Genomic DNA, 26,496 nt, shown 5'->3' on the forward strand with positions numbered 1-26,496 from the left:
ACCGATAACGAGATATTCATAAACTTCACTTGCTAGGAGTGAAGACTGAGAATAATATATCTTCACATCAAGATACTTTTTAAAGAGTTATTATGCCTTTTGTTATCGCCTTACTCGCCCCAGTATTTTGGGGGACGACCTATGCGTTAGTGAGTCTCTACTTACATGATATGTCGCCCTATTGGGTGGCCGTGTGGCGCGCGCTGCCCGCAGGGATACTGATGTTGATGGTGCGTCCTCGCTTGCCAACGCTGGTGTGGTCAAAGCTCGGTTTGCTGGCTTTTTGTAATATCGGCGCCTTCTTCACCTTGTTATTTATCGGCGCGTATCGTTTACCGGGCGCAGTGGCGGGTACCTTAGGGGCGACGCTGCCGTTAATTTTCTTAATCTTAGCTTGGGTGATAGATAAAAAACGCCCTGGTATGAAGTGGTTGCTATTAGGTTTGATGGGCCTTGGAGGGGTGATTTTACTGCTAAACCCGTCGGCGGATCTCGACCCTATCGGGGTGTTGTGCATGTTAAGCGCCACGACGTTAATTGCTTTCTCTTCTCGCTGGATGCAAAAGTGGGATGTGGGCGACTTTTTAGTGCTCACAGCATGGCAACTGTTTTTGGGCGGCTTGATGTTAATCCCGCTGGCGTGGTTTATGGCGGGTCCACCGCAGTTACCGAGCCTGACTGTGGTGCCATCGTTAATATGGTTAGTGATTGCCAACACCGCCATCGCTTATTGGGCTTGGTTGTGGTCGATGCGAAATTTAGGGCCAGAAATCATGGGCATGGTTGCTTTAGTCAATCCCGTGGTTGCCGTATCATTAGGGGTTATGATCGTGGGTGAGACATTAGACATGCGTCAGTGGGCGGGGATCGGTGTAATATTACTGTCGCTGTTGTTGATGAAATTGCCACAGAATTTAAGGTTAAATCCATTTAAAAAAGTGCAGCCCTAGTCAGTATTTTGGGGAAAATGAGGGATAGATGCTAAAACGTTTGGATCTGAATTTACTACCCGTACTTGAAATCCTGCTTGAGGAACAAAGTGTGACGGCCGCTGCGGCGCGTTTGCATTTAAGCCAGTCGGCGGTGAGTAAACAACTGACACGCCTGAGGGAAGTGTTTGATGATCCTCTGTTTGAGCGCACCGCCTACGGCCTAAAACCGACGCCTAAGGCCTTGTCACTCGCGCCTGAATTGCGCCAATGTTTACAGCAATTGGCGCAATTTACGCGGCCCGACACCTTCGAGCCCGCCTTAAGTCAGCGGCAGTTTAGAATGCATTTGGTTGAAACCACATACTCGCTGACCTTCCCGCATTTTATGCCCTCACTGCTCGCCCAAGCGCCCGGTGTGAGTCTCAATTGCCAAACCTGGCGTCTCGATACTATGGACAGATTACTGCGCTGCGACATCGACTTAGCCATAGGTTGCCGCGAGTGGGACGAGCGTTCGCCCATGCATGTGAGTCATATTCCCGACGACTTGTGCCATGTCGAGTTAGTGCAGGATTATACTGTTTGTTTGATGCGCCGCGATCATCCGGCGTTAGCACAAGAGTGGAATTTAGACACCTTCTTGAGCTATCGCCATCTGCAAGTGGCTTTTGGTGGTATAGAGCATTGGTTGCTGGATGATGTGCTGCAACTTGAGGGGCGTCAGCGTGATATCGCCGTGAACATGACCGACTTTCAGAGCGCTCTTGCTCTGTGTGAACAAAGCGATTTAATTCTTTGCGCGCCGTCCCGTTATGCATTTGCTGTGATGAAATCCTTCGAGCTTCAGTCTTTACCATCGCCTATCAAGCTGATCCCCGGCGCGTATTTATTGATGTGGCATAAACACTTCGAGCACGACTTGAGCCATAAATGGCTACGTGAGTTGATTATCAGTCAAGTGCTGCCGTCGATTACGCCTCGGGTTTAGGCTCTTTTGGCGCTGCTAACCAAGCGGTTAATGCGGGTAAGACTGTTTTCCCATCCGCTAGCCCTTGTTGATAGACGGCGGTCACTTTATCGATATTGCGATCGAGCCTGGATAAATTAAGTGGCTGCGCTGGGCGGATCACAAAGGCATCATCAGATGCAACTGCTTGGTCTAACTCGGTTAATGCGTGATTATAAACTCGGTGCCGCTCACTTAACGCATGGGCAACCGCGGGGTAGCGTTTGTAGGCTTTGCGGGCTAACCAATTCATTTTCATCGCGGATTTTTGGTAATGCTGATCTTGAGTCAAGATCACCACTTGGCGTGAGTAACCATCTTTGCGTGATTGCGCTAACGGTATCGGTTCGCCTATGCCGCCATCGAGGTAATGATGTTGGTTAATCACGCTGGGTTTAGACATAAAAGGCAGGCTAGAGGAGGCGATGAGCACGTCGAGTAATTTATCGTGGTCATTAAAATCGGCCATACCGAAGTAATCGGTTTTCCCTGTATTGCAGTTAAAGGCGCCGACCTTAAATTCGGTATGACTATTTAAAAATGTATCAAAATCAAATGGCAGTAACTCATAGGCCATGCGGCGATAGGTAAAGTCTGTGTTGACATAGTTGCCTGTCGCCAACCAATGGCGCAGGCCCATATAGCGTTTATCGTTGAGATATTGCTGCTGAATTTGAAGATTGCGACCGAATTGACGGGACACATAGGACGCGGGATAAATGGCACCCGCAGACACCCCAATCACATAGTTGAAGTTGAGCGACTGCTGCAAAAACGCGTCTAACACTCCCGCGGTATAAATGGCTCTGAGGCCGCCACCTTCCAACACTAAGGCCACATCTTTCATCGAGTTACATCTTTTTTATTGGTTTATCCCAGCAGAATACCTCAGCTTAGCGCTGAAATGAATGCGCACAGGGCACACTTAAGATGCGTGGTCGACGTCGGTGTGATGGGACGCTTGTTTGGGCTTTATGGGTAAGATATTGGTTACGCTACCCTTTGTGCCGTCTTTTTGAACACACTGTTTAAAGTGATAGGCAGGGTTAAAATTCGCCTGACTGAAGTATTGGCTAAGCGTATTGAGCGCTTCTTTTACTTTTGCGGGCTGCTTATCCCGCGCCGAAGTGACGCTGTAAACGCTGTAAGTATTGAGTGACCATTCGGGTAAGAGGGTCACAAGCTGGCCGCTTTCGAGGTATTTACGAATTTCTGGTTCGGGCAGAGCGGCAAACCCGAGACCATCGAGAGTGAGTTGGATTAATGCCTGCATATTGTTGACCGTAATGCGCTGGCTTGTCAGTTCGAAGCATTCTTTGCTGCGGGCGTGGGTCAAGGTGTCACTGTTAGCGCAGGGGTGATTAATGCGATTAAAGGCCGCCAATTCAGCGGGATGCTTAAAAATTTTATGCATTGGCAAATAATCGGGTGAGGCGCACAGCAACATGCGCCAATCGGCTAAGTGGCGGGCAATTAAGTTGGAGTCTGATAAAGGCCCGATGCAAATCGCCAGATCTATGCCCTCGTTGACTATATCTATCGGGCCATCCTGCAGCAGTAAATTCAAACTTATCTGCGGATGCGCCGCCAACAGGTAGTTAAAGGGCTCGCTCAATAGGCCGCCGCCAAAACCTATGGGCGCGGCAATCTTTAATTCCCCCGAAGGAATCCCTTTCAAATTATTGAGTTTCTGCTCTGTGCTTTCGACTATCGCGATGACTTTTCGGCAATTCTCATAGAACAAGCTGCCCGCTTCTGTGAGGGTAAGATTGCGAGTATTGCGGTGGAATAGACTGATCCCCATATCCATTTCGAGCTTAGTCACTTGTTGGCTCACAGCCGAGGAGCTGAGGTTTAACTGCTGCGCTGCGGCGCTCATTGAGCCCTTTTCTGCGATTGCCGCAAAAACGATCATGCCTTTGATCATGTTTTTATTCATTTTTAAGTAACTCTTACAAGTGAATACCTAAAGTCTAACTTGAGCTGATTGTAACATAGGGATACATTGCCGTATTGAAAATTGTTCTCATTTACAATCTTTGTCCAATGGAGACTTGTCGGTTATGTTGTTAAGTCGTAAGAAGTACCTCGCTCAAGTGATCACCGCTTTATGTTTGTTGCCCGCAGTACCTGTGACTAATGCCCTTGCGGACACCGCGCCTGATAAAGAAAAGATGATGGAAAGAATCGTAGTGACCGCATCGGGATTTGAACAACAAATTCGCGACGCGCCCGCATCTATCAGTGTGATCACCCGTGAGGATCTGGATAACCGCTTCTATCGTGACTTAACCGATGCCATGTTAGAAGTCCCCGGCGTGGTGATTACGGGCGGTGCAGACCGTCAGGATATCAGTCTGCGGGGCATGGGTAGCCAATACACGTTAATTTTAGTGGATGGTAAACGCCAATCCTCGCGCGAGACACGCACCAACAGTGACGGCCCAGGCGTTGAAGGCGCTTGGACGCCACCATTGGCTGCTATCGATAGAATTGAGATCGTTCGCGGGCCTATGTCATCACTTTATGGTTCGGATGCTATTGGCGGCGTGATCAACATTATCACCCGTAAAGTGCCGAACGAGTGGCAGGGTGAAGTGCGACTCGACACGACATTGCAGGAAAAGTCGACCTCGGGAAATGTGTATCAAGGCAACTTTTTCGTCAACGGTGGTTTGATTAAAGATCTGCTGGGGATGCAACTCTACGGTCAATACACTCAGCGTGAAGAAGATAATATCTATGGCGGTTACCGTGGCCGCGATGCGACGAATCTGACCGCGCGGTTTGCGCTCACCCCCAATGATAACCACGACATCATGCTCGAAGTTGGCACTTCTAACCAAGAACTCGACAGTAGTTTAGGTAAAACCGTTACACCGCTAGCGCCGGGCGAAGCTTGTGGTCGTCGCGGTTGTCCTCAATCTTCAACGACAGAATACGAAAACAGCACCATTTCGCTGTCACACACAGGGCGTTGGGACTTTGGTACCTCGGATTCTTATATCAAGCATGAGGTTTTTGATAACAAAACCCGCAAGATGAAGATCACTAACACGGATGCGCAATCTAGCCTGATCACCACCTTAGGCCAAAGCCATACGGCGACTTTTGGTGCGGCATTTAACCATCAAGATTTAACCGACGAAACCGGCAATCAGGTCAGCGACTTAACCGATATCAGCCGCAGACAATGGTCGGTATTTTCTGAGGATGAATGGCGCATAGTCGATAACTTTGCCCTGACCATGGGGCTGCGTTTGGATGACGATGAAAACTTTGGCCATCATGTCAGCCCGCGTGTTTACGGCGTTTGGGGATTAACCGACAGCACCACCTTAAAGGGCGGCGTGTCGACGGGCTTTAGGGCGCCGAGTTTGCGCCAGACAGTGCCCGATTGGGGACAAGTGAGCCGTGGCGGCAACATGTACGGTAATCCAGATTTACAACCCGAAACCTCTGTGAACTATGAGTTAGGTGTGTATTCGGATCTGACCGAGAGCATTACCGCCAGTGCGGGTGTGTTCTATAACGAGTTTAAAGATAAGATCACCCGCGTGGCCTGTCCTGCGACTCAATGTACCGATGGTCCCAATCAATTTGGTTCCGACCCAACCACTTACGTGAATATCGACGATGCTGTGACTCAAGGGATTGAGCTGAGTATCGACTATCGGATTCGCTCAAACCTGAGCTTTACGGGTAACTATACTTACACGGATTCAGAGCAAAAGACGGGAGCTTACAAAGGTAGCCCATTGAATCAATTGCCTAAGCATTTGATCCAAGCGTCGTTCAACTACGAGCCTATTGATAACTTAAGCACTTGGTTGAGAGTCAACTACCGTGGCGAAGAGAGCCAACCGACGACGGGACCGTCATCGAGCAGTTTAATCGCCCCTTCTTACACTCTGCTAGATTTGGGCGCTAACTATCAGTTGAACGATAGCCTGAAATTTAGCGCGGGTATTTACAACGCCTTCGATAAGGACATTACCCAAGAGGAATACGGTTATATCGAAGACGGCCGCCGCTATTGGTTAGGTATGACCTACAGTTTTTAAATTAAAAACATATCTCGTCCTGAAAGAAGCCAGCACTTAGCTGGCTTCTTTTTTGATTATTCAATATTCGGTTTACGAATAAACAGTATGCTGAGATCTTGCTTTGGCGTGAACTGTTTTTGTTGGAATTCAAAGGTGAGTGGATCGGTTTTTTTAAGCTCGCCATCAAAACACAAGCTGATGAGATCTGTGGGTTGGGATTTTTTCAGGGTGAGTTTGAAGTCCTTAATCGCCCCTTGCCAGTTATTGGCCGTCACCAAAATATAGCTAAGGTGGCTCCATTCGACGCCAATCTCCTGATCTTCACCGTCTTGTTTAACGATAAGGTTGCGCTTCCTAATGCCTTGTTTGGCGCTTTCATCTAAACAGGCCAGTTCAGTATGAGTATCGATAATTTCGCTGGCGGGATAGGGAACACCCGTTGAAATACTCGGGCTGTAGCTATGGCTGATTGCGACAGATTGGCCCGCGGGAAAGGTTTGTTGCCACACAAAGTAATCACTTAGGGTAAAGGCGATTTGCTGGTTCTCATCCAACCATTGCTGTGGGAGTGCAGACTTACCCTTGGGAATTTCGGCATATTCGGCAAAGTAAGCGACTTCATCTACCCCCCAACCAAGCTGTTTCAGCTCGGTTGAAATATCGGTTTTATCGGCAAGTTGGGCAACAAGCCTGTGCTGAGTTGGCTGGGTTTTGCCATTCACTTTAAGGGTGAAGTTATCAATGCTGCTGTGATCGGCGGAGCCAAAAAACATCGGTGGCATGGGGAAGGCGATGGGGACGATAAGATCCTGCGAACTGATGTTGGTAAACACATAATCGACCCTGACTTCGGTCTCGCTGATGAAGAGCGACTCTTTATCCATACTGATATTAGGCTGATATTTCAGGGTAATAGAGCCATTAGCATCGCCAAAACTGCTGTCGTTGGCAGAGGCCGTTTCTCCGTAGACGAGTAAAGCTATAGCAAAAAGGGGTATGACTAAGTGTGCTGACATGTACTTCTTAACTCTAGTTGGATGCTTTAAGTATCAATGGGGAACGATTATTGCGCGCGGGCGAGGTCGATGGCCGCACTTATCGCATTTCGCGCTTGTGGGCTATTTTTCCAGCAAGTGGTGCGCAGCATGCTGGCGACTAAGTTAGCAATATCATCCACTTCGTGTTGGGCGAGTTGTTGCAGCGAGCTGATGCCAATTTCTTCGAAGCGTTTAATTACTGTCGGGCCAACGCCTTTGAGTGCCAATAAAGCATGTTTTTCTTGTTCATTAAAACCCATAACGAATACTCCTTTATTGTTGGGATTGTGCTCAATTAATAGTACTGGGCAAGATTACCTTTAAACCGAGTTAACAAAAAGGCCCTCGAAGGGCCTGTTTAGTCTTTATGAATCAACAATCATCAATAAGTGTTACATATCACAGGGTTTGAGCGGTTTACGCAACTGGGCGCGCACGTTATCCATGCCTGAGTAAAACTCTTTCATCATCAAGAGACCCATCATCTTGCCGTTGTCGGTGACGATCAGCTTGTCGGGATCGGTTGGATCATTTTTAATCGCGCCAATCAGTTTCATCGAGGTCATTTCTTTAAACAAGGCGGTATCTAAGTTGACGCCAAAGGTATCGCGGAAATATTTACGTGATAAACGGCCGGAGAACATGCCCAGCAAGAAGCGGTATTGCATCACGTCTTTTTTGCTGTAGTTCTTTTGCTGCTCGACGCCCATGTGGCCCGCTGCGATGCGTTCTTGGTACTTACGTAGCGAGAAAGTATTCACATAAAGCGTGTCATTTAAGAAGCTAAATGAGCCCGAACCTACCCCTAAATACTCATCGTAGTCGATAACGTATTCGTCGAAGCCTTCGTCATTCGCCTTACCAAATGCCCATGCAGACAATTGATTATATTGGCCATTCAGGCTGTTTAAGATCTGACGATATTGGTTGGCCATATCTGCCTGCGGCGCCGCTAACTTGCCTTTCACGCTCTTACGAGTTTGATGAGTGATCATCAGCGGATAAGTGGTAATTTGTCTTGGGTCGAGGCGCGATGCCATGTCGAGATCGTGTTGGATCACTTCATCGGTTTGGCCGCGGAAACCAAAAATCAGGTCGACGTTGATAATGGGGAACAACTCTTTGGCGCCCATGATCTTGTCGAAGGTTTGTTGACCCGTACCGAACTTATCGAGTCGGTCAGTCATTTTTAAAATATCGTCATTAAAACTTTGTACGCCGATGGACATGCGATCCACTAGGCCTTTGAGTTGCTTAAAGCCTGGGCTGTCTAAATGCTGCGGATCGGACTCGCAGGAGACTTCTTTAATGCTCGGGAACAGGGTTTTCGCGTGTTCGATAGTACGGGCTAATTCATCTTCTAATACTGTGGTGGTGCCGCCGCCAATGTACATAGATTCAAAGTCATAGCCTAGGGCTTTGACCATTTCCATCTCTTTACGCAATGAGATGAAATAGGCGCGTGCCTTGTCTTCCTTGAACATAAAACGGTGGAAGGTGCAGTAAGAACACAGGGTATGGCAGAAGGGGATATGCGCGTACAGCATATACTTTTTGCCTTCTACGGGCGCTGGCATCATTTCTGCGGAAAGGGTATCGAGGCGAAGATTCTTATCGACGTAGTACTGCATGACTCGTTCCATCGAGCCGAGCATCCAGTTAGGGACGGTAATATTCGCTTGATAAGGCGTTGCGATAGCGCCGCTGAGCGTTTGGATAACTGATGACATAACGATTCCTATCTGTGAGTGCTAACCGTAAACACCGAAATTGCTTTAGGTAATTCACGACCACCTAGCGCAATTAGACTACCTCGTATGCAATTGTTAAAACGTGAACTGGTTATAAGTTACGGTTTCCTAACAAGGAAATCACGGGCTTTTTGTTAAGCAGATCATGTTTTAGTGATTAAGCATGCATTTTTAACCTGTACTTTTTGGAGGAATTTACTGTGAATTTGAGGAGTTAACTTAAGGTGTCAGTCTAAATGTGGAGATTAAAATATCACCATTAAAGGCTTTTATTGCTGACGGATTAGCGCTTGTCTATCCAATGCTCGACTGTCATCATCCGAGCGATAAAATAACTTCCTGAACTAAAGGGCTAGCTATGTTGGTAAACGTAAACCGCTTCTTCCCGCTGTTAGCACTGATAGGCGCGGTGACCGCTTATTTGATGCCGAGTTGGTTTACTGAGCTTAAATCCGCCATAGTGCCGCTGTTAGTGATCATCATGCTCTCTATGGGACTCACCTTAGATCTGCAGGATTTTACTAATGCATTCAAACAAAAACGCGCAGTGATGACTGGACTGATACTGCAATTTTCGGTCATGCCGCTCAGCGCATTATTGATCAGCCAGTTATTGGGATTAGATAGGGAACTCACCATTGGCATGGTGTTGGTGGGTAGCGTTGCAGGTGGCACTGCCTCAAACGTGGTCTGTTATTTAGCGAAAGGTGACGTGGCTTTATCGATAACCATGACGGCGCTGTCGACCTTAGCGGGCGTAGTGTTAACCCCACTGATTATTAAGTTATTGATTGGCGAGATGATCGATATCCCCTTCGCGGATATGTTACTGAGCTTAGTGAAAATCGTGCTGTTCCCTGTCAGCGCAGGCGTGATCATCAATCATTTCTTTAAATCGCTGGTGGCCAAAGTTGCGCCTGCATTGCCGTTGATTTCAATCTTGGCAATTGTGATGGCGATTACGATTATCGTGGCGTTAAATGCCAATCAGTTTGATAAAGTTGGCCCGATTATTCTGCTGGCTGTGTTCTTACACAATGGTTTTGGCCTCGCATTAGGCTATTTCTGTTGCCGTTTATTAGGCTTTAACCATACCGTCTGCAAAACCATTTCCATCGAAGTTGGCCTACAAAACTCTGGCCTCGCTACGGCTTTGTGTATCAAGTTTTTCAGCCCTATTTCTGCCATCCCCAGCGCGATATTCTCGATATGGCACAACCTATCTGGCGCCATCTTGGCGGGATATTGGGCGAGGGAAGCGCAAGATTAAGATGTTGCTGGCGAAAATAGACAATGCCCGTGGCCTAGCAAGCGCGGCCACAGGCTTAAATTGCTGTGACTAATTAACCGGTAATGGGGTCTCGATGGGCATGAGTGTCAGCTGCAAGATATTTTCTTGCCGGCTTAATGCCAGTGGCAGGGTGTAGTTGGGAAAGCGCAATCCGAATACGGCACCTTGTTGTAATAAGCGATACAGCTGATCTGTCATGGCAATCGTTAAGCTGGCACAGCCATGTTCGTCGACTCTGCCTTCAAGTGGTAAAGCGATTTTGTCAGCTAAGGTTAGATACGCCGCCATACGCCAGTGCGAGTTTTCTCCAATATTGTATGTGCTGCCATGCAATTGGTTGTAGCCTAAACCACAGGCTTGCAAGCTTAATTGGGTTTTGGCCGCTGTGGGTAGCGAAAGAGTCTGTTGCCGCTGCTGTGCCAGAAACGTGCCCCATGCCAGCCGATTTATAACTGAGTCCAGTGAGATGGGAACATACTGATCTTGCTGTTTTAGCGCATTAAAGCGGGCAATGCCTTGTTCCAACTTAGTGAGATCGTCTTCATATTCCAGTTGTGCCTTAAGCAGCTCATAAGCGGGAGCCTTCGCTTCTTCCATGCCCGCTAACGCCGCTTTCTCGTAGTATGCCAGTGCTTGCACTTTATCGGCTTCTGCGCCCAAACCGCGCTCTTCCATACTGCCTAAATGATAGTTAGCGATGGCAACATGACGCTTAGCACCTTGTAAAAATGCGGCTTTCGCACCGCTGTAGTCATTTTCGTTCAACAGCAGGGCGCCGTAGTTTGTCCACGCCGTACCGTTATCTGCTGCCATACCCAATTCCAGCCACTTTATGGCTTGCTGGCGTAACTGCGGGAGGTCGAGACTTTCTCTTTCGCTGCCGACACTTTGCATTGCTATTAAGTAAGCGCGCAGATACTCGCGTGAGGCATTATCCAGATAGAGATTATCGGGTTGGAGTTCAAAGGCTTGTCCAAAGTAACTCCCCGCTCGCTGCGCCGCTGCGATTGCTTTCGCTAGATAGAACCTTGAGTTGGGATCTGCCGGACTGTGTGCTCGTCCTAGGTTATATAAGGTCGGTAGTTTAAGACCCCGCGCCAGCGCTTCTTCTAACAAGGGGATGGCCTGCGTTTTTCGATCATTATCCAGCGCCATACTGCCTAGATTATGGCTGGCACGGGCCGAACCTAAGGCTCTGGCTTGTTCATAGTATTGGCTGGCGGTGGCATTGTCTTGTGTGACGCCGCGGCCGAGATGGTAGGCTTTACCCAGTAGAAATAACGCCTCAGCATTATTTTCTGCGGCTTGCTGCTGCGCTTGTTTTAAGAAAGCGTCGTATTGTTGTTGCTCAAATAGCTGTTCCAGCACGGATTTTTCCGCCGTTGCTGCAAAGCTTAGGGTCAACAGTAATAGGAGAGTCGCAATCGTGAATATCTTCATAACATCCTTGTAGTTAAGCTGGGTACTTGCAAGCGGTAGTGCTAGTGAAGTTGGCTAACATAGTGGCTTGTTATGCTACAAGCAAGCCCTGCTGTTTATCACAGAGTTATGACTTGCGGATAAAATGCAGCGATAGCACTGCCGTGACTAATGTGTAGCATTGCCAGTTTGAAGGAGCTACCGACATTTTCCTTGATACCTAGTTTACCTGCCCCAATAGCCGTTTTACGGCTTTATGGCTCAATGTTAACGACGCTGATTTGTGTGTCGTTATTGACTGCAAAAATTGGGTGTTGCTGCATAGATGAAAGCCGTTTTAGTCAGTGAACTCGTTGAGTTCCACGCACTCATTTGCGCCATAGCGTCTAAAGCCAGCTTAGCTCTTTGCACGACTTTGGCGGTGTAATTGCCATTGGGATCTTTATATTTAAAGGATACTTCGGCAATCACGGGTTGCTGCGAGGCACTTGGGGAGCTGGTGTACCACAGCGTGAGTTCGAGTGAGGCGTCTATGCTACCTAAATCGATTTCACTGCCTTCAAACACATATTCATTAATCGTAAGGCCACCGACTTTGGTGAGTGTGAGATTGTTACTTAAACCGTAAGTGTCGGCAAAGCCTGAAAAATGACTATTTACATCGGCCATATCATTTAAGGTGCGAGTGTTTGGCGTGGTGGTTGAATGGCTATATACAATGCGGATGCCATTATTGATATCGGTACTGATGTCGGCTTCGAGTTTAGTGTCGGCTTGATTATCGGGTGAGCTGAGATCTTCAAAGTCAGCAATAAATCGATCAGGGCTGCGAAATTTAAGCGTCACTTCACTTTTGCCGTCGCTCGTTCGGTTACGAAAGATATAACCTAACTGCTTTAGCTGACAACTGGTTGGGGTGTCATAGAAGGCCACTTGACGAGCTTTGGTTAATGCCCAAGAGCCTGTGACATTGCGACTAATTGCGTTGCTAATAGCTTGTTTAGCATCAGTTAGATAGTTATTGGCGGTTGTACTTTGAGTGGCGTAATTAAAGTGGCTTGGGTCTAGCAGCAGCTTATATTCCCTTGATGTTTCAACAGGATTTGCTTGTACCACACATGAGGCGAGCAGGGCACTTGAGGCTAACGTGAATGACATCATCGCCTGTGAAGCAGTTTTCATCGGTTAATCCTTAAGTGATGTGCTGATGCAAGGTGGTTTGCGCTTTCGTTATAACGACTTCTATTGCAATTTGAGAGTGTCATGAGCCACCACTATAAGACAGTGATGGCTCATGCGGCTGAATACTTAATGGTTACTTATCAGCCGATAAGGATAAGTCGTCAACGATATACAAAGTATTGCCGTCGATATCACTTTGCACACTATCGAGATATTTCTGTTCTAAGGTGTTGTTATTACTCCAAGTGGCGAAGTCGTCGTCATTTAGCACACCCAAACGCTTATTATCAATTAGCCACAAACCTTCCATTTTGTCATGGGGATATTGTGTTTTGGCAGCCATATCTAGCACCAGTGATTTTGTCGCGGGTATGATGCCATTGGCTGCAAGTGCCTCCCAACCATCGCTTAGCGCTACCTGTTCTAAGGTTCTACCTTTAATGGTTAAACCTAACGCCGCATCTTGGGCGATATCAGCTTGTGCAGTGACGGTCTCGAGATCCGTCGCGCCGCTTATATCTATCTTGTACACATGCTTCATCACATCAGTGTCGATATTAAAAAACTTGCCATCACGTTCTAACACTAAAAATTGGCTGTTACTTAAGGCAACGATAGCTGAGTTAGAGTTCTGGGCAATTTCTTGCTGATATAAATATTGGCCAATAGCGCCTGTCGCTAAGTTGATAGTCACGATTCGAGTGAGGGTATTGTTGTTAACACTCTTATCGGGATTGGAAATGGTCGATTGCATTATGCCCACAAGTGTCGACTGATCGGGCGTGATAGTCAGCCCTTCCATCCCGCGGTTGGCACGGCGATGAGCAAATTCTGCTGGCAGGCTATATAAGTTGCGCTTATCGTCTGCGAAAGGATTAATACGCGCTATTTCTACGCCTTCAGCCGAGTAATGCACTATATGTGGACCATACTCGTCGCTGACCCAAAAACTGCCATCATCCATGGCGGCAAGACCTTCTGAATCTAACCCATAGTCATCGAGCTTGATGGGGTTGGTCTGGGCATTGTAAGGCTGGCTCATGTCTTGATGAATGACTTCACCTGCTGCGTCATAGGGGATTTCTCCTGTGCCGCCAAGGCTGCTGCTATTGGGAAGTCCGGTGATCAAGCTGCCATCTGGGCGTTTAAATAAGATGTCTTTGACCTTAGTGATGGTGCCATTGGTTTGGAGTTCAAATAAACCGATACGTGGTGTGTAGTCCGGCGTTGGAAACATCTTACCTTTGCCTAAACTACCTGTGTAATCCGCATTCGGGCCGCGATCGGTGAGGGCATAAAATTGAATTGGATTATTGGGATTTGGCGCTGCATCAGAGCCATAGCCGCCGTTACGAATCTCAAATTTAGTACCAGGCATAGCGCCATTGTCTAAATCAGCGCGCAGCACAGTGAAAGGTAAATGCACCGCTTTATCCGTAAACAGGTCGGCATTACATGAATAGCTGCTATCAACCACTTCATTACTGTCGAGCTTGCCGTTATCGTTGCTATCAAGACCTGAATCCGTGCGAGTGCCGCCCATCCAGCAGTGGCTATCACCGCCAATTAAGGTGGTTTGTGTGGTCAGGCTACTGATGTCTTTATCATCCGAATTACAAGCACTCAGTAGCAAAACTGACAGGCACAAGCCTGAGGTGACGAGCACATTTTTCATCTTAATATATCCCGATTCTCAAAGTGATTAGCTATGTTGTTGGCAGGTAATATAAAGTTAGGCTGTGAACTAAATGTGACAAGTGTGCCGCTTAACGTATCGAGTACGAATACGGTGTTCACGAGTAATACGGTGTGTTGGTTGTGTATGAAAGCCCATGATGGCGTGGTTGATTGGCTGAGTCCGAAGTTTTTAGTGGTATTTAATATTGTGGGAGTGAGTGGTGGGCAAACTTCATTTCTGAACTACAGGCTTCACGCTCTTATTATTGCTTTAGTACTGTTGACACTGAATCAATTTAATCATTTTTTGGTAAATAATTTTTTATAAAAATACAGTATTAATAATAGGTTAGTTTTCTTGGCTGCGATTTATATTGCAGGTGTGTGACGCGCTTTATATCTCATCTAAAAATCTGACAGCCCAATAATTTTTGTTATTAGGCCGCAGATTTAAAAGCTTTTTTCAGGGAGCCTAAATCTAAAGCTTAAAATGCGATACCACGCCGACGAGTTGTTCCTTCGTCGCGGCTAAAGCTGTAGCGCTGTTAAGGGTGGCTTTACCGCTTTGATTCAGTTCATCGACCATTTCACGAATGGTGGTCAGATTACGGTTTATTTCTTCGGTCACGGCGCTTTGCTCTTCGGCGGCGGTGGCGATTTGAGTGCTGAGCCCATTAATATCGAACACATAAGCGGTCAGGGTATCGAGGTTTTCCGTTACCAGAGTGGTTGTGTCGGCGGCTTGTTGGCAACTGTGTTTGGTTTGCTCCATTGCGGTCACGGCTGCATCGGCACCGCGGCGTAAACGTTCAAGCATCTGATTAATCTCGGATGTACTGGCTTGAGTACGAGCGGCCAGTGTACGCACTTCATCGGCGACAACAGCAAAGCCTCGACCTTGTTCACCTGCACGGGCGGCTTCGATGGCCGCATTGAGCGCGAGTAGATTGGTCTGATCGGCAATCTCGCCAATTACATTTAAAATAGCGGCGATATGACGAGTGTTTTCGTTCATATCATTAATCGCATCGGCTGCTACGTCGACTTTAGTCACCAAGGCAATCACAGTGTTTGCGGCCTGTGCAACGGCTTTCTTCGATTTATCAGCTTGTTCATTGGCTTGCTGAGTAAACTGGGCTGCAGACGCGGCATCACCTGCAACGTTGTGGGCAGTCGCGCTCATTTCTGTCATGGCCGTTACGACTTGGTCGGTTTCGACTGCGTGAGTTTGTAGCGCACCACTATTAGTATTGGATTGCACATTCAGTTGGCCAATTTGGTCAGACATGTGATCTGAGGCTTGGGTAATATCTGAGATGATATGGCGTAGATTATCGATAACGCGATCGAGATCTGTGGCGAGTGAGCAGAGTTCGTTGTCACCCTTAATGTTCGTCTTATGTGTCAGATCGCCATTGGCTAGTCGTTCCATTACCCGCTTAATGTCATTGACTATCCTGACTAAGCGTTTGCTCATAAAGAGCGCGCTGAGAAGTGAGGCGACGATGGCAAATAAGATCAGGCCTAGTAACAAGCTTTCTGCGATAGCAATCTTACTTCCTGCCTGAGTTCCTAACTCATGGTTACGGATAGTGATTAGTGAAACGAGTTGATTAATTTGATCGCTGACTTTAGGACCGAGTTCACGACGTTCCTCAGTTAATTCCGCTTCTGTGGCGGTGCGCTCAGCAAGCGTAACTTCTTGTCGGTAGAGGTGGACATATTGCTCTATCTGTGGCTGTAAAGTCTGAATGTTACGCGCATTTTGGCCCATGAAATTGGTATCAAACTCAGAGAGTTTAGCGACTAGCTGGCCAATGTTCTGTTGATGTTCGGTAATGCCTTTCTCATTATGGACTAGCGTCGCTAAACGAATTTCAAAGAATTCAGCACGTATATTGGTAAAGGTTTCTGCCAGTTGGGTATTATTGACTAAGCGACGGCTAGTTTCACCGAGATCGGTAAAGCTACGATAGGATGAGATACCTATGATGATGAGGAGAATACTCGCGATCACCGAGGGCAAAGCCGTCAGAGTGCTGGTTTTAGCATTATTAAACATAGTGACCTTAAGGATGTAAAACGGATAGAAGAGGTGATGTAATAAAATTACACAATATGGTCATTTTACAGCCTGAAATAAGAGGGTGCAAATTGATGCTTGTTTAAATTACGCCGTAAGGCATTGTTTATTAATACTTGTTTTCATATTGTTGCATGTAATTAAACGCTGGGTTGATTATATATTGAGTTGCAAAATAACGTTGAATTCTAACTTATTGTTTTTAATTTATAATTTGTCAAATCTCCTAAATTTCGAAACATAGAAACAACACAGGTATTGCCGCTTGTGAGCGACATCACAGATTGAGTAAATGTTTTAAAATGTATCAATATTGGCATGAAGAAAAACACCTCGACGCTGCGAGGTGTTTTTAGTTAAACCGACGGTTTCTTTTATGCGTTGAGACGAGTCAATGACACTAGTCTTTGTATTTCAAGGTGCCGTTAGCTTTGATTTCGTCAAACCACAGGTTGTGGTGTTGGGTTGCCCAGTTTTCATCACAATAACCGGACACCATACACTCCATACCGCCTTCAGACATTACCGTTGCCATGAAGATGTGCACGATAGAGAAAGCACAGATCACTATGGCGCTCACTGAGTGCAGCACGAGTGCGATCAAGCTTAATGTACGGCTTGGTTCGAAAAGATTTGGGAACAGTAACAGCATGCCCGAGGCCGAAATCACTAATCCAAACAGGGCAAAGGCCCAGAACCACATTTTCTCACCGGCGTTCGCAAAACCTGCGTCTGGGTGCTTACCTTTAAACGGGCCAAAGTTAATGTAACCGCCCACGACTAAGAACCATTTTACGTCGTACATTTTTGGCAGCTGGTTTTTCGCCCAGAGGGTGGTCATTAATGCCCAACCTATCATGAAGGGAATCGCCATCACGTCATGGATTTGCTTCGCACCGTAGACGATGGCTTCCCAGATACCTTCGCCCAACCAAGGTTGGAAGAAGAAGCGACCTGCCAGCAAGGTTAAGCCCGTTAAAATCAACAGTAAGCACGGGATCGCGCCTAACCAGTGGATTGAAACATCAAACTTAGACCAGCGATGCACTAACTTGCCTGAAAAACCATGGTGCAGCTTGGAGATGCCGTTCACCTTGATAAATAAGACAAAGATAATAATCATGCCGAATAGTGCCGCCATTAAGGCTGGCGCTAACCAGTCGCTACGCAGCTCTAATACCCGTAGATCATAGGTATTGATGGGTTGAGCATGAAACTCACTTTGGGAGGTAGTGTATCCCGTGGCACCATCCTTCAGTTGTGCCCAAATTTGGGCATCAGACTGCTGAACTTGATTCGCCAGTTCATCACCACCATTGGCTATACACACGGCACTAAATAGCAGTGCTATGGCTAAACCTATGTGTTTGAACCATTTGTTCATCATACATCCTCTCTCACTTAGTCGCGCCCACTTGAGCAGGCGCTAAGCTAAGTCTGTGGACAGATCCTGTTGACCTGAATTAATTCCAAGCCGCGTTTTTAGCACCACGGTAAGCCACACGTTCACGGAAGATGTTTGAAACAATTTCAGCATCACCCGCTAACAGGGCTTTAGTGGCACACAGTTCTGCACACATAGGCAGTTTGCCTTCGGCAATACGGTTTGAACCGTATTTTTGGCGCTCTGCCTCTGAGTGGTTTTCTTCTGGGCCGCCAGCGCAGAAGGTACATTTATCCATCTTGCCACGGCTACCAAAGGCCCCTTTTTTCGGGAACTGTGGTGCACCAAACGGACAGGCGTACAAGCAGTAACCGCAACCAATACAGGCATCTTTGTTGTGTAGCACTATGCCGTCGTCGGTTCTGTAGAAGCAATTTGCTGGGCAAACAGCCATACAAGGTGCATCTGAGCAATGCATACAGGCGACAGAGATAGAGGCTTCTCCACGTTGACCATCGTTAATGGTCACTACGCGGCGGCGTTGGATCCCCCACTCGAGAGCGGAGTCGTTTTCGTTTTTACAGGCAGTGACACAACCGTTACATTCGATGCAGCGCTTGGTATCACACAAAAATTTCATTGTAGCCATAATGGCAATTCTCCTAGCTTAAGCTGCACTTACGCTTTCACGATCTGACACAGTGATGCCTTGGTTTCCTGCATTTGCGTCACAGGGTCATAACCATAGGTCAGCGCAGTGTTAGCAGATTCACCGATAACGTAAGGCACTGTGCCCTCTGGATAATTAGGCGCTAAACTTTCGCCGTGCATCACACCCGCAAAGTGATATGGCATAAAGGTCACGCCAGGTTTAACGCGTGGCGTCACCATAGCTTGTACCTTAATACGGCCACCTTCGGCGCCTTCTAGCCAGACGTCTTCACCGTTACGAATGCCGCGATCGGCAGCATCGGCAGGGCTTATCTCAACAAACATTTCCTGTTGAAGTTCAGCTAGCCAAGGGTTACAACGAGATTCTTCACCACCACCCTCGTATTCAACCAGACGCCCTGAGGTCAGTACCAGTGGGTACTTGCCGCTCATGTCTTTGTCTTGGATTGACTTATACAGCGTAGGCAGACGGTGCACTTGCATGTCGGCATAGGTGGGGTATTTGGCCACTAAGTCACGGCGCGGCGTGTATAACGGTTCGCGGTGAACTGGCGCTTGGTCTGGGAAAGTCCAAACAATACAACGGGCTTTAGCGTTACCGAAAGGAATACAGCCATGCTTGATCGCTACGCGCACTATGCCGCCGGATAAGTCTGTCTTCCAGTTTCTGCCTTCGGCTTCGGCTTTTTCTGCCGCCGTCAGATCATCCCACCAACCGAGTTGTTTGAGCAGCTTGTCGGAGAACTCTGGATAACCGTCTTGGATTTCAGCACCTTTAGAGAAAGAGCCTTCGGCCAATAGATTTTTGCCATTGTATTCAACGCCGTAACGGGCACGGAAGTTACCGCCACCGTCTTTAACGTGTTTGGATTGGTTATACAGAATTTGAGTACCAGGGTGTTTCGCTTCTGGTGTGCCCCAACATGGCCAAGGTAAACCGTAGGTCTCGCCTTTCGCTGGGCCGCCTGCGGCTTCGAGCGTCTTGTTGCTGAAGGTGCCCCAGTTTTGGGTATGTAGTTTCAGACGTTCAGGGCTTTGGCCCGTCATACCGATAGTCCACATGCCGCGGTTGATTTCGCGGGTGATGTCTTCAATCACAGGCAAATCATTTTCTTTGGCGATGCGTTTCGTGTACTGCTCAGCAAACCCTAGTTTTTGCGCTAAGCGATACATAATTTCGATATCGGTTTTAGATTCAAACAGTGGCTCTATGACTTTTTCGCGCCATTGTTGGCTGCGGCCAGAGTTAGACACTGAGCCTTCAGTTTCAAACTGTGTCGCCGCTGGAAGTAAATACACACCATTCTTACGGCGATGCATCACACCTGCCATAGTTGGGAATGGATCGACTACCACCACTGTGTCCATCTTGTCTAAAGCATCACGCACGTCACGTTGGCGGGTTTCGGTGTTCACCGATTGTCCCCAGAAAAACGCCATGCGAATGTTATCTTGCTGCGCGAGTTTGCCTTTTTCTTCTAGTACACCATCGTGCCAGCGAGAACAAGGGATACCCGGCGTAGTCATAGGTTCACGGCCAAGATAAGTGCCTTGATCGAAACGGCTCTTCATCCATTCCATGTCCAGATCCCACACGTGGGTCCAGTGAGTCCAAGCACCTGTTGTTAAGCCGTAGTAACCCGGTAAGTTATCGAATAACAAACCTAAGTCAGTCGCGCCTTGTACGTTATCATGACCACGGAAAATGTTAGTACCGCCGCCTGACACGCCCATGTTACCTAGCGCTAATTGCAGAATACAGTAAGCGCGGGTGTTGGCATTACCGACGTGGTGTTGAGTACCACCCATACACCAGATCACAGTACCTGGGCGGTTATCAGCCATGAGTTTCGCGGCTTGATAAACCTCGGCTTCGCTCACGCCAGTGATGTTTTCCACTTCTTTAGGTGGGAACTTTTTCGCTTCGGCGCGAATGGTATCCATCTCAAAAACACGTTGTTGGATAAAAGTTTTATCTTCCCAACCGTTTTCAAAAATGTGCCATAACATACCGTAAATAAAGGGAATATCTGTACCTGGACGCAATGCGCAGTGCAGATCTGAATGCGCCGCGGTACGAGAGAAACGTGGATCAACCACGATCAACTTAGCGTTGTTTCTTTCTTTCGCGATCAGAATATGTTGCATCGCCACTGGGTGGGCTTCTGCAGGGTTAGCACCGATAAAGAAAATCGCATTTGCGTTTTGGATATCGTTAAAGGAGTTAGTTTGCGCACCGTAGCCCCAAGTGTTAGCAACACCGGCTACCGTGGTAGAGTGACAAATACGAGCTGAATGGTCGACGTTGTTTGTGCCCCACATGGCCGCCAGTTTGCGGTACATGTAGCAACCTTCGTTTGAGAACTTAGCGCTACCCATGAAGTACACTGAGTCTGGGCCGGATTCTTTACGAATGTTGAGCATTTGGTCGCCCACTTCGTTAATCGCATCTTCCCAAGAGATTTTTTTCCACTTGCCATCAACCAATTTCATTGGGTATTTCAGGCGTTTTTCACCATGGCCATGCTCACGCAGTGCCGCACCTTTAGCACAGTGACCTCCGGCGTTGAAGGGGTGATCGAATGCAGGTTCTTGACCCGTCCACACGCCATTTTGTACTTCAGCATACAGACCACAACCGACGGCGCAGGCACTACAAATAGTACGTTTGACTTCGATAGGGGCATCATGCGGTACTTCTTTGGCTTCGACGCGACGCATCATGCCTGTGCCCATCAGAGATGCTGCGGCAATACCACCGGTGGCAATACCTGCGTGCTTCATAAATTGACGACGGCTAATGCCTAACGCCGGTTTGTCTGCCACTGGGGCGACACTAGACTTGCGAGTTAACTTCATCGCTGACTTCTCCTAGATTAGCTGCGCAAGCTATTGTAATAGCTGCTGATGTGCGCAGTTTCGTGGTAACCCTTTGACGCTTTGGTGGTTACCTTGCTGCTCTCGCTGGCCTGTGCCACGCTCATGCCGGTTGCGGCAATCGCGGCACCCGCTACGCTGCCGACGGTGAGCGCTTTGAGCAAAGATCGGCGAGATAAATCGCTGGGTTGCTGCTTCATGCTGACTCCTGAAATTAGGGTTTAGTTTTTGAGATCGCACGGCTTTTTGTGGGATTCAACTTGTTATCAAAAAGTGAAGATTAGCGGTGGAAAAGATAATGAAATCATCTTGTTTGCCATCAATCATCGCGCGTGACGGCAATATAGTAGGAAAGGGTTGAGTAGGAATTGATCTAGGACAGTTTGCAGTGTTGAAATCGGCTGCCGTACTCTTAAAGCGTTAACTCGCTCATAGTTTCGTAAATCCCTTGGGAGCAGGGCGTTGGCGGCTTTTTGTATCACGGTGTTTCAGGTGTTAAGTTTTTGTATTGTCTAATGAAGTGCAGATAAAAGAACACCCCGCATGGCGGGGTGTTTTAAGGACCTAAAAGCTGCGGTTTAACTTAGTCTTTATACTTTAAGTTGCCGTTGGCTTTGATTTCGTCATACCAGAGATTGTGGTGCTGGATTGCCCAGTTTTCATCACAATAGCCTGACTTCATACACTCCATACCGCCTTCGCTGAGTACGGTCGCCATCCAAATATGCACTATGGTAAAGGCAATCAGGATAATGGCGCTGATAGAGTGGATCAGTAGCGCGCCCATGGAGGCTTCGCGCGGTAAGTCTAAGCCAGGTAACACCAACATGATGCCAGAAACACTGATAAATAAACCAAACAACATCAAGGTCCAGAACCACATTTTTTCACCGGCGTTAGCAAAACCACTGTCGGGGTGTTTACCTTTGAACGGGCCAAAGTTGATATAACCACCTACCACTAAAAACCATTTCAAATCATACATCTTGAAGGTTTGTAGCGGCATCCATTTGACGACACAGACAGCCCAAGCCGCGATAAAGATGGGACCTGCCCAATCGTGGATGGTTTTGCTGCCGTAGATCAATGGCGCCCACAGATCAGGCCCTAACATGGGCTGAACAACATGCTTACCTAACATTATGGTTAAACCGGTAAACATCAGTGTCAGGCAGCTGCTCGCCATGATCCAGTGGATCCACAGATCCGCCTTAGACCAACGCGCCACTAACTTGCCTGAAAAGCCCTTGCTGAGTTTTGATGGACCATTCACCAGATAAAACAATAAGAAAGCCCCGAACACACCGACAACGGCCAAAGCCATAATCGGGGTCAGATATTGGTTTCTCAGTTCTTTACCTTGGTTACCGGCAACGTTAATCAACACCCCAGTATCTATCCCTTTGGCAGTGGTATAGCCGGCATCGCCTGCTTTTACCGCCCGCCAAAGATCGGCATCGCTGGTTTGCGCTTTCGCCTGTTGTTGACTCGATTGCTGATCACTTGCGTGTACTGGGCTTGCGCTCATTACTGAACCTAATCCCAATCCCATGACGAGCACCAACAGAGCAAACAGACTGCGCAGTGATTTGTTTAACTGTTTGTTTAACATTTTCACTCCTTGCCAGAGGTTAGGGATGACTCCCTAACCCTCGCTCTGCTTAGTTAATCTCACCTGTCTTGGGGTTGTAACCCCAAATCACGTTAGGATTGCCACGAGAGGCCATACGTTGACGGTAGATATTGGATACCACTTCCGCATCACCCGCGAGCAGGGCTTTTGTCGAACAAAGCTCAGCACACATAGGTAACTTGCCCTCAGCAATACGGTTTGCACCGTATTTTTTACGCTCGGCTTCGGAGAAGGTTTCTTCTGGGCCACCGGCGCAGAAAGTACACTTGTCCATCTTGCCACGACTACCAAAGGCAGTCTTTTTCGGGAATTGCGGTGCACCAAATGGACAAGCATAGAAGCAATAACCACAACCGATACAGGTATCTTTGTTGTGTAGCACTATGCCGTCTTCGGTACGGTAGAAACAATCTGCCGGACATACAGCCATACAGGGAGCGTCAGTACAGTGCATACATGCCACTGAAATTGAGGCTTCGCCAGGTAGACCATCGTTAATCGTCACCACGCGGCGACGTTGGATTCCCCACTCGAGAGCGGAGTCGTTTTCGTTCTTACATGCAGTGACACAACCGTTACACTCGATGCAGCGCTTGGTGTCACACAGAAATTTCATGACTGCCATAATGGCTTATCTCCTCATCAAGTAGGTTAGGCTTTGCTGATTTGGCACAAGCTGGACTTAGTTTCTTGCATCTGAGTCACAACGTCGTAGCCATAAGTTAAAATGGTGTTTGCAGATTCGCCTATCACGTAAGGCACAGTGCCTTCAGGATAGTTTTTCGCTAGGCTTTCGCCTTCAAACACCCCAGCAAAGTGGTATGGCATAAAACATTCACCGGCAATAACGCGCGGTGTCACCATAGCCTTAACCGTGATTTTGGCGCCTTCTGGACCATGAACAAAAACATTGTCACCGTCGCGAATACCGCGATCCGCTGCATCAGCAGGGTTCATTTCGATGAACATTTCTTGTTGTAGTTCAGCTAACCAAGGGTTAGAACGGGATTCTTCACCACCACCTTCGTATTCCACTAGACGACCAGAGGTCAGTGTCAGAGGGAAGCCTTGGGTAAAGTCCTTATCTTGAATTGACTTATACAAGGTCGGCAGACGCGCAACCATACGGTCTTCGTAGGTTGGGTACTTAGCGACTAAGTCACGACGAGGAGTGTAAAGTGGTTCCCGATGTTTCGGGATATCATCTGGGAAAGTCCAAACGATACAACGGGCTTTCGCATTACCAAATGGAATACAACCATGCTTGATCGCAACACGTTGGATGCCACCAGAGATATCTGTCTTCCAGTTTTTGCCTTCGGCGCGTTTTTTCTCCGCATCAGTAAGTTCATCCCACCAACCCAATTGCTTGAGCATGTCGGCGGTAAATTCAGGATAACCATCTTGAATTTCACTGCCTTTAGAGAATGAACCTTCGGCGAGAATGTTGACGCCATCGTGCTCAACACCGTAACGGGCACGGAAGTTACCGCCACCGTCTTTTACGTGTTTTGATTGGTCATACAGGATCTGGGTACCAGGATGTTTCATCTCTGGAGTGCCCCAACATGGCCAAGGTAAGCCATAGGTTTCACCCTTAGCTGGGCCGCCGGGAGCTTGTAAGCTGTTGACGTCGAAAGTCCCCCAGTTTTCTTGGTGCATCTTTAAACGCTCAGGGCTTTGACCTGTATAACCTACAGTCCACATACCGGTATTGAATTCGCGGGTCACATCTTCAATTAAAGGCTCGTCGCCATTCACTTGAATGTGCTTACAGAATTCTTTTTCAACGCCCCATTTTTTGGCGAACTTATACATGATCACATGATCTGGTAGAGATTCGAACAGCGGCTCGATGACCTTAGTGCGCCATTGGATTGAGCGGTTGGTCGCTGAAACTGAACCATAGGTTTCGAACTGGGTCGCCGCAGGCAACAGATATACACCGTCTTTACGTTGGTGCATCACCCCTGCCATGGTTGGGAACGGATCGACCACCACCACAGTATCCATCTTGTTCAATGCTTCACGCACTTCGCGACCACGGGTTTCAGTGTTCACCGATTGTCCCCAGAAGAACGCCAGACGGATATTGTCTTTCTGCGCAATTTTGGTTTTATCTTCTAACACCCCATCGTGCCAGCGAGAGCAAGGAATACCAGTTGAGGTTTGTGGTGTTTGACCTAAGTATTCACCTTGGTCGAAACGACTGGCTACCCATTTTGGATCTAAGTCCCATACATTCGACCAGTGAGCCCAAGCGCCAGAGGTTAAACCGTAGTAACCGGGTAAGTTGTCGAATAACAGACCGAAGTCCGTTGCACCTTGTACGTTATCGTGACCACGGAAGATGTTAGTTCCACCACCAGAAACCCCCATGTTGCCAAGGGCTAACTGTAAAATACAGTATGAACGGGTATTGGCATTACCAACGTGATGCTGAGTACCGCCCATACACCAAACGATAGTGCCGGGTTTGGTTTCGGCCATCATCTTGGCAACGCGGTACATTTGCGCCTTAGGCACGCCTGCAACCAACTCAACTTCTTCTGGAGTGTATTTTTTGGCTTCTTCGCGGATACGTTCCATACCGTATACACGTTGTTTTAAGAAGTCTTTATCTTCCCAGCCGTTTTCAAAAATGTGCCATAACAGGCCATAAATGAAGGGGATATCTGTACCTGGGCGGATATGCACGTACTCGTCAGATTTCGCTGCAGTACGGGTGAAACGAGGATCTACTACGATAATTTTGGCGCCGCGTTCTTTAGCCACCAAAATGTGTTGCATTGCGACTGGGTGGGCTTCACTTGGGTTTGAACCCACAAACATGACGCACTTAGAGTTGCGGATATCGTTTAACGAGTTGGTTTGCGCACCGTAGCCCCAAGTGTTAGCAACACCGGCTACCGTGGTAGAGTGACAAATACGGGCTGAGTGGTCGACGTTGTTCGTGCCCCACAGTGCCGCTAATTTGCGATATAAATAAGCTTGTTCGTTAGAAAACTTGGCGCTACCCATAAAGTAAACGGAATCTGGACCCGACTCTTGACGAATCGCTGCCATCTTGTCGCCGACTTCATTAATCGCTTGATCCCAAGAGATCTTTTTCCACTTGCCGCCTTCTAACTTCATTGGGTATTTCAGGCGTTTTTCACCGTGGCCGTGCTCACGCAGTGCCGCACCTTTCGCGCAGTGTCCGCCTTGGTTAAAGGGATGGTCAAATGCCGGTTCTTGACCTGTCCACACGCCATTTTGTACTTCTGCATATACACCACAACCGACGGCGCAGTGAGAACAGATGGTACGTTTAACTTCGGTGGGAACATTGTGGCCTATGTCTTCTTGGGCTTGTGCTTTACGCATCATGCCTGTGCCCAGCATGGACGCCGCAGCGATGCCACCTGTGGCAAGACCTGCCGATTTTAAGAACTGACGACGATTGAGACCCAGTGCTGGCGCTTTAGATTCGACAACCTGGTCTGTTTTGCGGGTTAATCGCATCA

General features: G+C 47.8%; 20 protein-coding genes. 4 read left to right on the forward strand and 16 right to left on the reverse strand.

Features of this window, described 5'->3' with window-relative positions:
* Positions 1 to 92: 92 nt before the first annotated feature.
* Together Q4Q46_RS06145 and Q4Q46_RS06150 are read left to right on the forward strand one after the other, a co-directional pair.
* Positions 93 to 950, forward strand: a complete 858-nt coding sequence (locus Q4Q46_RS06145; RefSeq protein WP_311905517.1) for a DMT family transporter — start codon at positions 93 to 95, stop codon at positions 948 to 950.
* Between the two features lie 28 nt (positions 951 to 978).
* The gene (locus Q4Q46_RS06150; protein WP_311905518.1) at positions 979 to 1,920 is read left to right on the forward strand and encodes a LysR family transcriptional regulator; all 942 of its coding nucleotides are present in this window, start codon (positions 979 to 981) and stop codon (positions 1,918 to 1,920) included.
* Here Q4Q46_RS06150 and Q4Q46_RS06155 read toward each other — a convergent pair.
* Positions 1,904 to 2,785, reverse strand: coding sequence for a patatin-like phospholipase family protein (locus Q4Q46_RS06155; protein WP_311891800.1), 882 nt, complete (start codon positions 2,783 to 2,785; stop codon positions 1,904 to 1,906). The genes Q4Q46_RS06150 and Q4Q46_RS06155 overlap by 17 nt on opposite strands.
* A 78-nt stretch (positions 2,786 to 2,863) precedes the next feature.
* A complete protein-coding gene (locus Q4Q46_RS06160; protein ID WP_311905519.1) occupies positions 2,864 to 3,877 on the reverse strand; it encodes a LysR family transcriptional regulator in 1,014 nt (337 codons plus the stop codon).
* 124 nt (positions 3,878 to 4,001) lie between these two features.
* Here Q4Q46_RS06160 and Q4Q46_RS06165 point away from each other — a divergent pair, with 124 nt between their 5' ends.
* Positions 4,002 to 6,002: a ligand-gated channel protein gene (locus Q4Q46_RS06165; protein WP_311905520.1), complete on the forward strand. Its 2,001-nt coding sequence runs from the start codon at positions 4,002 to 4,004 to the stop codon at positions 6,000 to 6,002.
* Between the two features lie 56 nt (positions 6,003 to 6,058).
* On the opposite strand, the gene Q4Q46_RS06170 is transcribed toward Q4Q46_RS06165, so the two are convergent.
* The 3 genes from Q4Q46_RS06170 to Q4Q46_RS06180 all read right to left on the reverse strand — a co-directional run bounded on the left by Q4Q46_RS06170 (position 6,059) and on the right by Q4Q46_RS06180 (position 8,751).
* Positions 6,059 to 7,000, reverse strand: coding sequence for a DUF4424 domain-containing protein (locus Q4Q46_RS06170; protein ID WP_311898475.1), 942 nt, complete (start codon positions 6,998 to 7,000; stop codon positions 6,059 to 6,061).
* A gap of 47 nt (positions 7,001 to 7,047) precedes the next feature.
* Positions 7,048 to 7,281: a helix-hairpin-helix domain-containing protein gene (locus Q4Q46_RS06175; protein ID WP_261273621.1), complete on the reverse strand. Its 234-nt coding sequence runs from the start codon at positions 7,279 to 7,281 to the stop codon at positions 7,048 to 7,050.
* A gap of 132 nt (positions 7,282 to 7,413) precedes the next feature.
* On the reverse strand, positions 7,414 to 8,751 hold the full coding sequence (locus Q4Q46_RS06180) for a coproporphyrinogen III oxidase family protein (RefSeq protein WP_311898476.1): 1,338 nt from the start codon (positions 8,749 to 8,751) through the stop codon (positions 7,414 to 7,416).
* Between the two features lie 379 nt (positions 8,752 to 9,130).
* Between Q4Q46_RS06180 and Q4Q46_RS06185 the strand changes: the two genes are divergently transcribed.
* Positions 9,131 to 10,042, forward strand: coding sequence for a bile acid:sodium symporter family protein (locus tag Q4Q46_RS06185; RefSeq protein ID WP_311905521.1), 912 nt, complete (start codon positions 9,131 to 9,133; stop codon positions 10,040 to 10,042).
* A 69-nt stretch (positions 10,043 to 10,111) separates the two neighbouring features.
* Here the strand turns inward: Q4Q46_RS06185 and Q4Q46_RS06190 are convergent, their stop codons facing one another.
* The 11 genes from Q4Q46_RS06190 to Q4Q46_RS06240 all read right to left on the reverse strand — a co-directional run bounded on the left by Q4Q46_RS06190 (position 10,112) and on the right by Q4Q46_RS06240 (position 26,494).
* Positions 10,112 to 11,503: a tetratricopeptide repeat protein gene (locus Q4Q46_RS06190; protein ID WP_311905522.1), complete on the reverse strand. Its 1,392-nt coding sequence runs from the start codon at positions 11,501 to 11,503 to the stop codon at positions 10,112 to 10,114.
* A gap of 270 nt (positions 11,504 to 11,773) precedes the next feature.
* A complete protein-coding gene (locus Q4Q46_RS06195) occupies positions 11,774 to 12,664 on the reverse strand; it encodes a hypothetical protein (RefSeq protein ID WP_311905523.1) in 891 nt (296 codons plus the stop codon).
* A gap of 133 nt (positions 12,665 to 12,797) precedes the next feature.
* Positions 12,798 to 14,339 carry an esterase-like activity of phytase family protein gene (locus tag Q4Q46_RS06200; RefSeq protein WP_311905524.1) on the reverse strand — a complete coding sequence of 514 codons (1,542 nt, stop codon included), beginning with the start codon at positions 14,337 to 14,339 and terminating at the stop codon, positions 12,798 to 12,800.
* A 480-nt stretch (positions 14,340 to 14,819) separates the two neighbouring features.
* The gene (locus tag Q4Q46_RS06205; protein WP_311905525.1) at positions 14,820 to 16,403 is read right to left on the reverse strand and encodes a methyl-accepting chemotaxis protein; all 1,584 of its coding nucleotides are present in this window, start codon (positions 16,401 to 16,403) and stop codon (positions 14,820 to 14,822) included.
* A 421-nt stretch (positions 16,404 to 16,824) separates the two neighbouring features.
* Positions 16,825 to 17,808: a formate dehydrogenase subunit gamma gene (locus Q4Q46_RS06210; protein WP_311905529.1), complete on the reverse strand. Its 984-nt coding sequence runs from the start codon at positions 17,806 to 17,808 to the stop codon at positions 16,825 to 16,827.
* A gap of 79 nt (positions 17,809 to 17,887) precedes the next feature.
* Positions 17,888 to 18,457 carry a formate dehydrogenase FDH3 subunit beta gene (fdh3B, locus tag Q4Q46_RS06215; RefSeq protein WP_006083570.1) on the reverse strand — a complete coding sequence of 190 codons (570 nt, stop codon included), beginning with the start codon at positions 18,455 to 18,457 and terminating at the stop codon, positions 17,888 to 17,890.
* A 29-nt stretch (positions 18,458 to 18,486) separates the two neighbouring features.
* Entirely contained in the window at positions 18,487 to 21,339 is a 2,853-nt protein-coding gene (locus Q4Q46_RS06220) for a molybdopterin-dependent oxidoreductase (RefSeq protein WP_311905526.1), read from the reverse strand.
* A gap of 17 nt (positions 21,340 to 21,356) precedes the next feature.
* A complete protein-coding gene (locus tag Q4Q46_RS06225) occupies positions 21,357 to 21,557 on the reverse strand; it encodes a twin-arginine translocation signal domain-containing protein (RefSeq protein WP_006084531.1) in 201 nt (66 codons plus the stop codon).
* Positions 21,558 to 21,940: 383 nt separating this feature from the next.
* Complete coding sequence (locus Q4Q46_RS06230; protein WP_006083567.1) at positions 21,941 to 22,969, reverse strand: formate dehydrogenase subunit gamma; 1,029 nt, start codon at positions 22,967 to 22,969, stop codon at positions 21,941 to 21,943.
* A gap of 49 nt (positions 22,970 to 23,018) precedes the next feature.
* Positions 23,019 to 23,615 (reverse strand): formate dehydrogenase FDH3 subunit beta, encoded by a 597-nt coding sequence (fdh3B, locus tag Q4Q46_RS06235; RefSeq protein ID WP_006083566.1) that lies wholly within the window; start codon positions 23,613 to 23,615, stop codon positions 23,019 to 23,021.
* A gap of 26 nt (positions 23,616 to 23,641) precedes the next feature.
* Positions 23,642 to 26,494 (reverse strand): molybdopterin-dependent oxidoreductase, encoded by a 2,853-nt coding sequence (locus Q4Q46_RS06240; RefSeq protein ID WP_311905530.1) that lies wholly within the window; start codon positions 26,492 to 26,494, stop codon positions 23,642 to 23,644.
* Between the last annotated feature and the right edge of the window lie 2 nt (positions 26,495 to 26,496).

The organism is Shewanella vaxholmensis (genome assembly GCF_031932135.1).
Classification (GTDB): Bacteria; Pseudomonadota; Gammaproteobacteria; order Enterobacterales; family Shewanellaceae; genus Shewanella; species Shewanella hafniensis.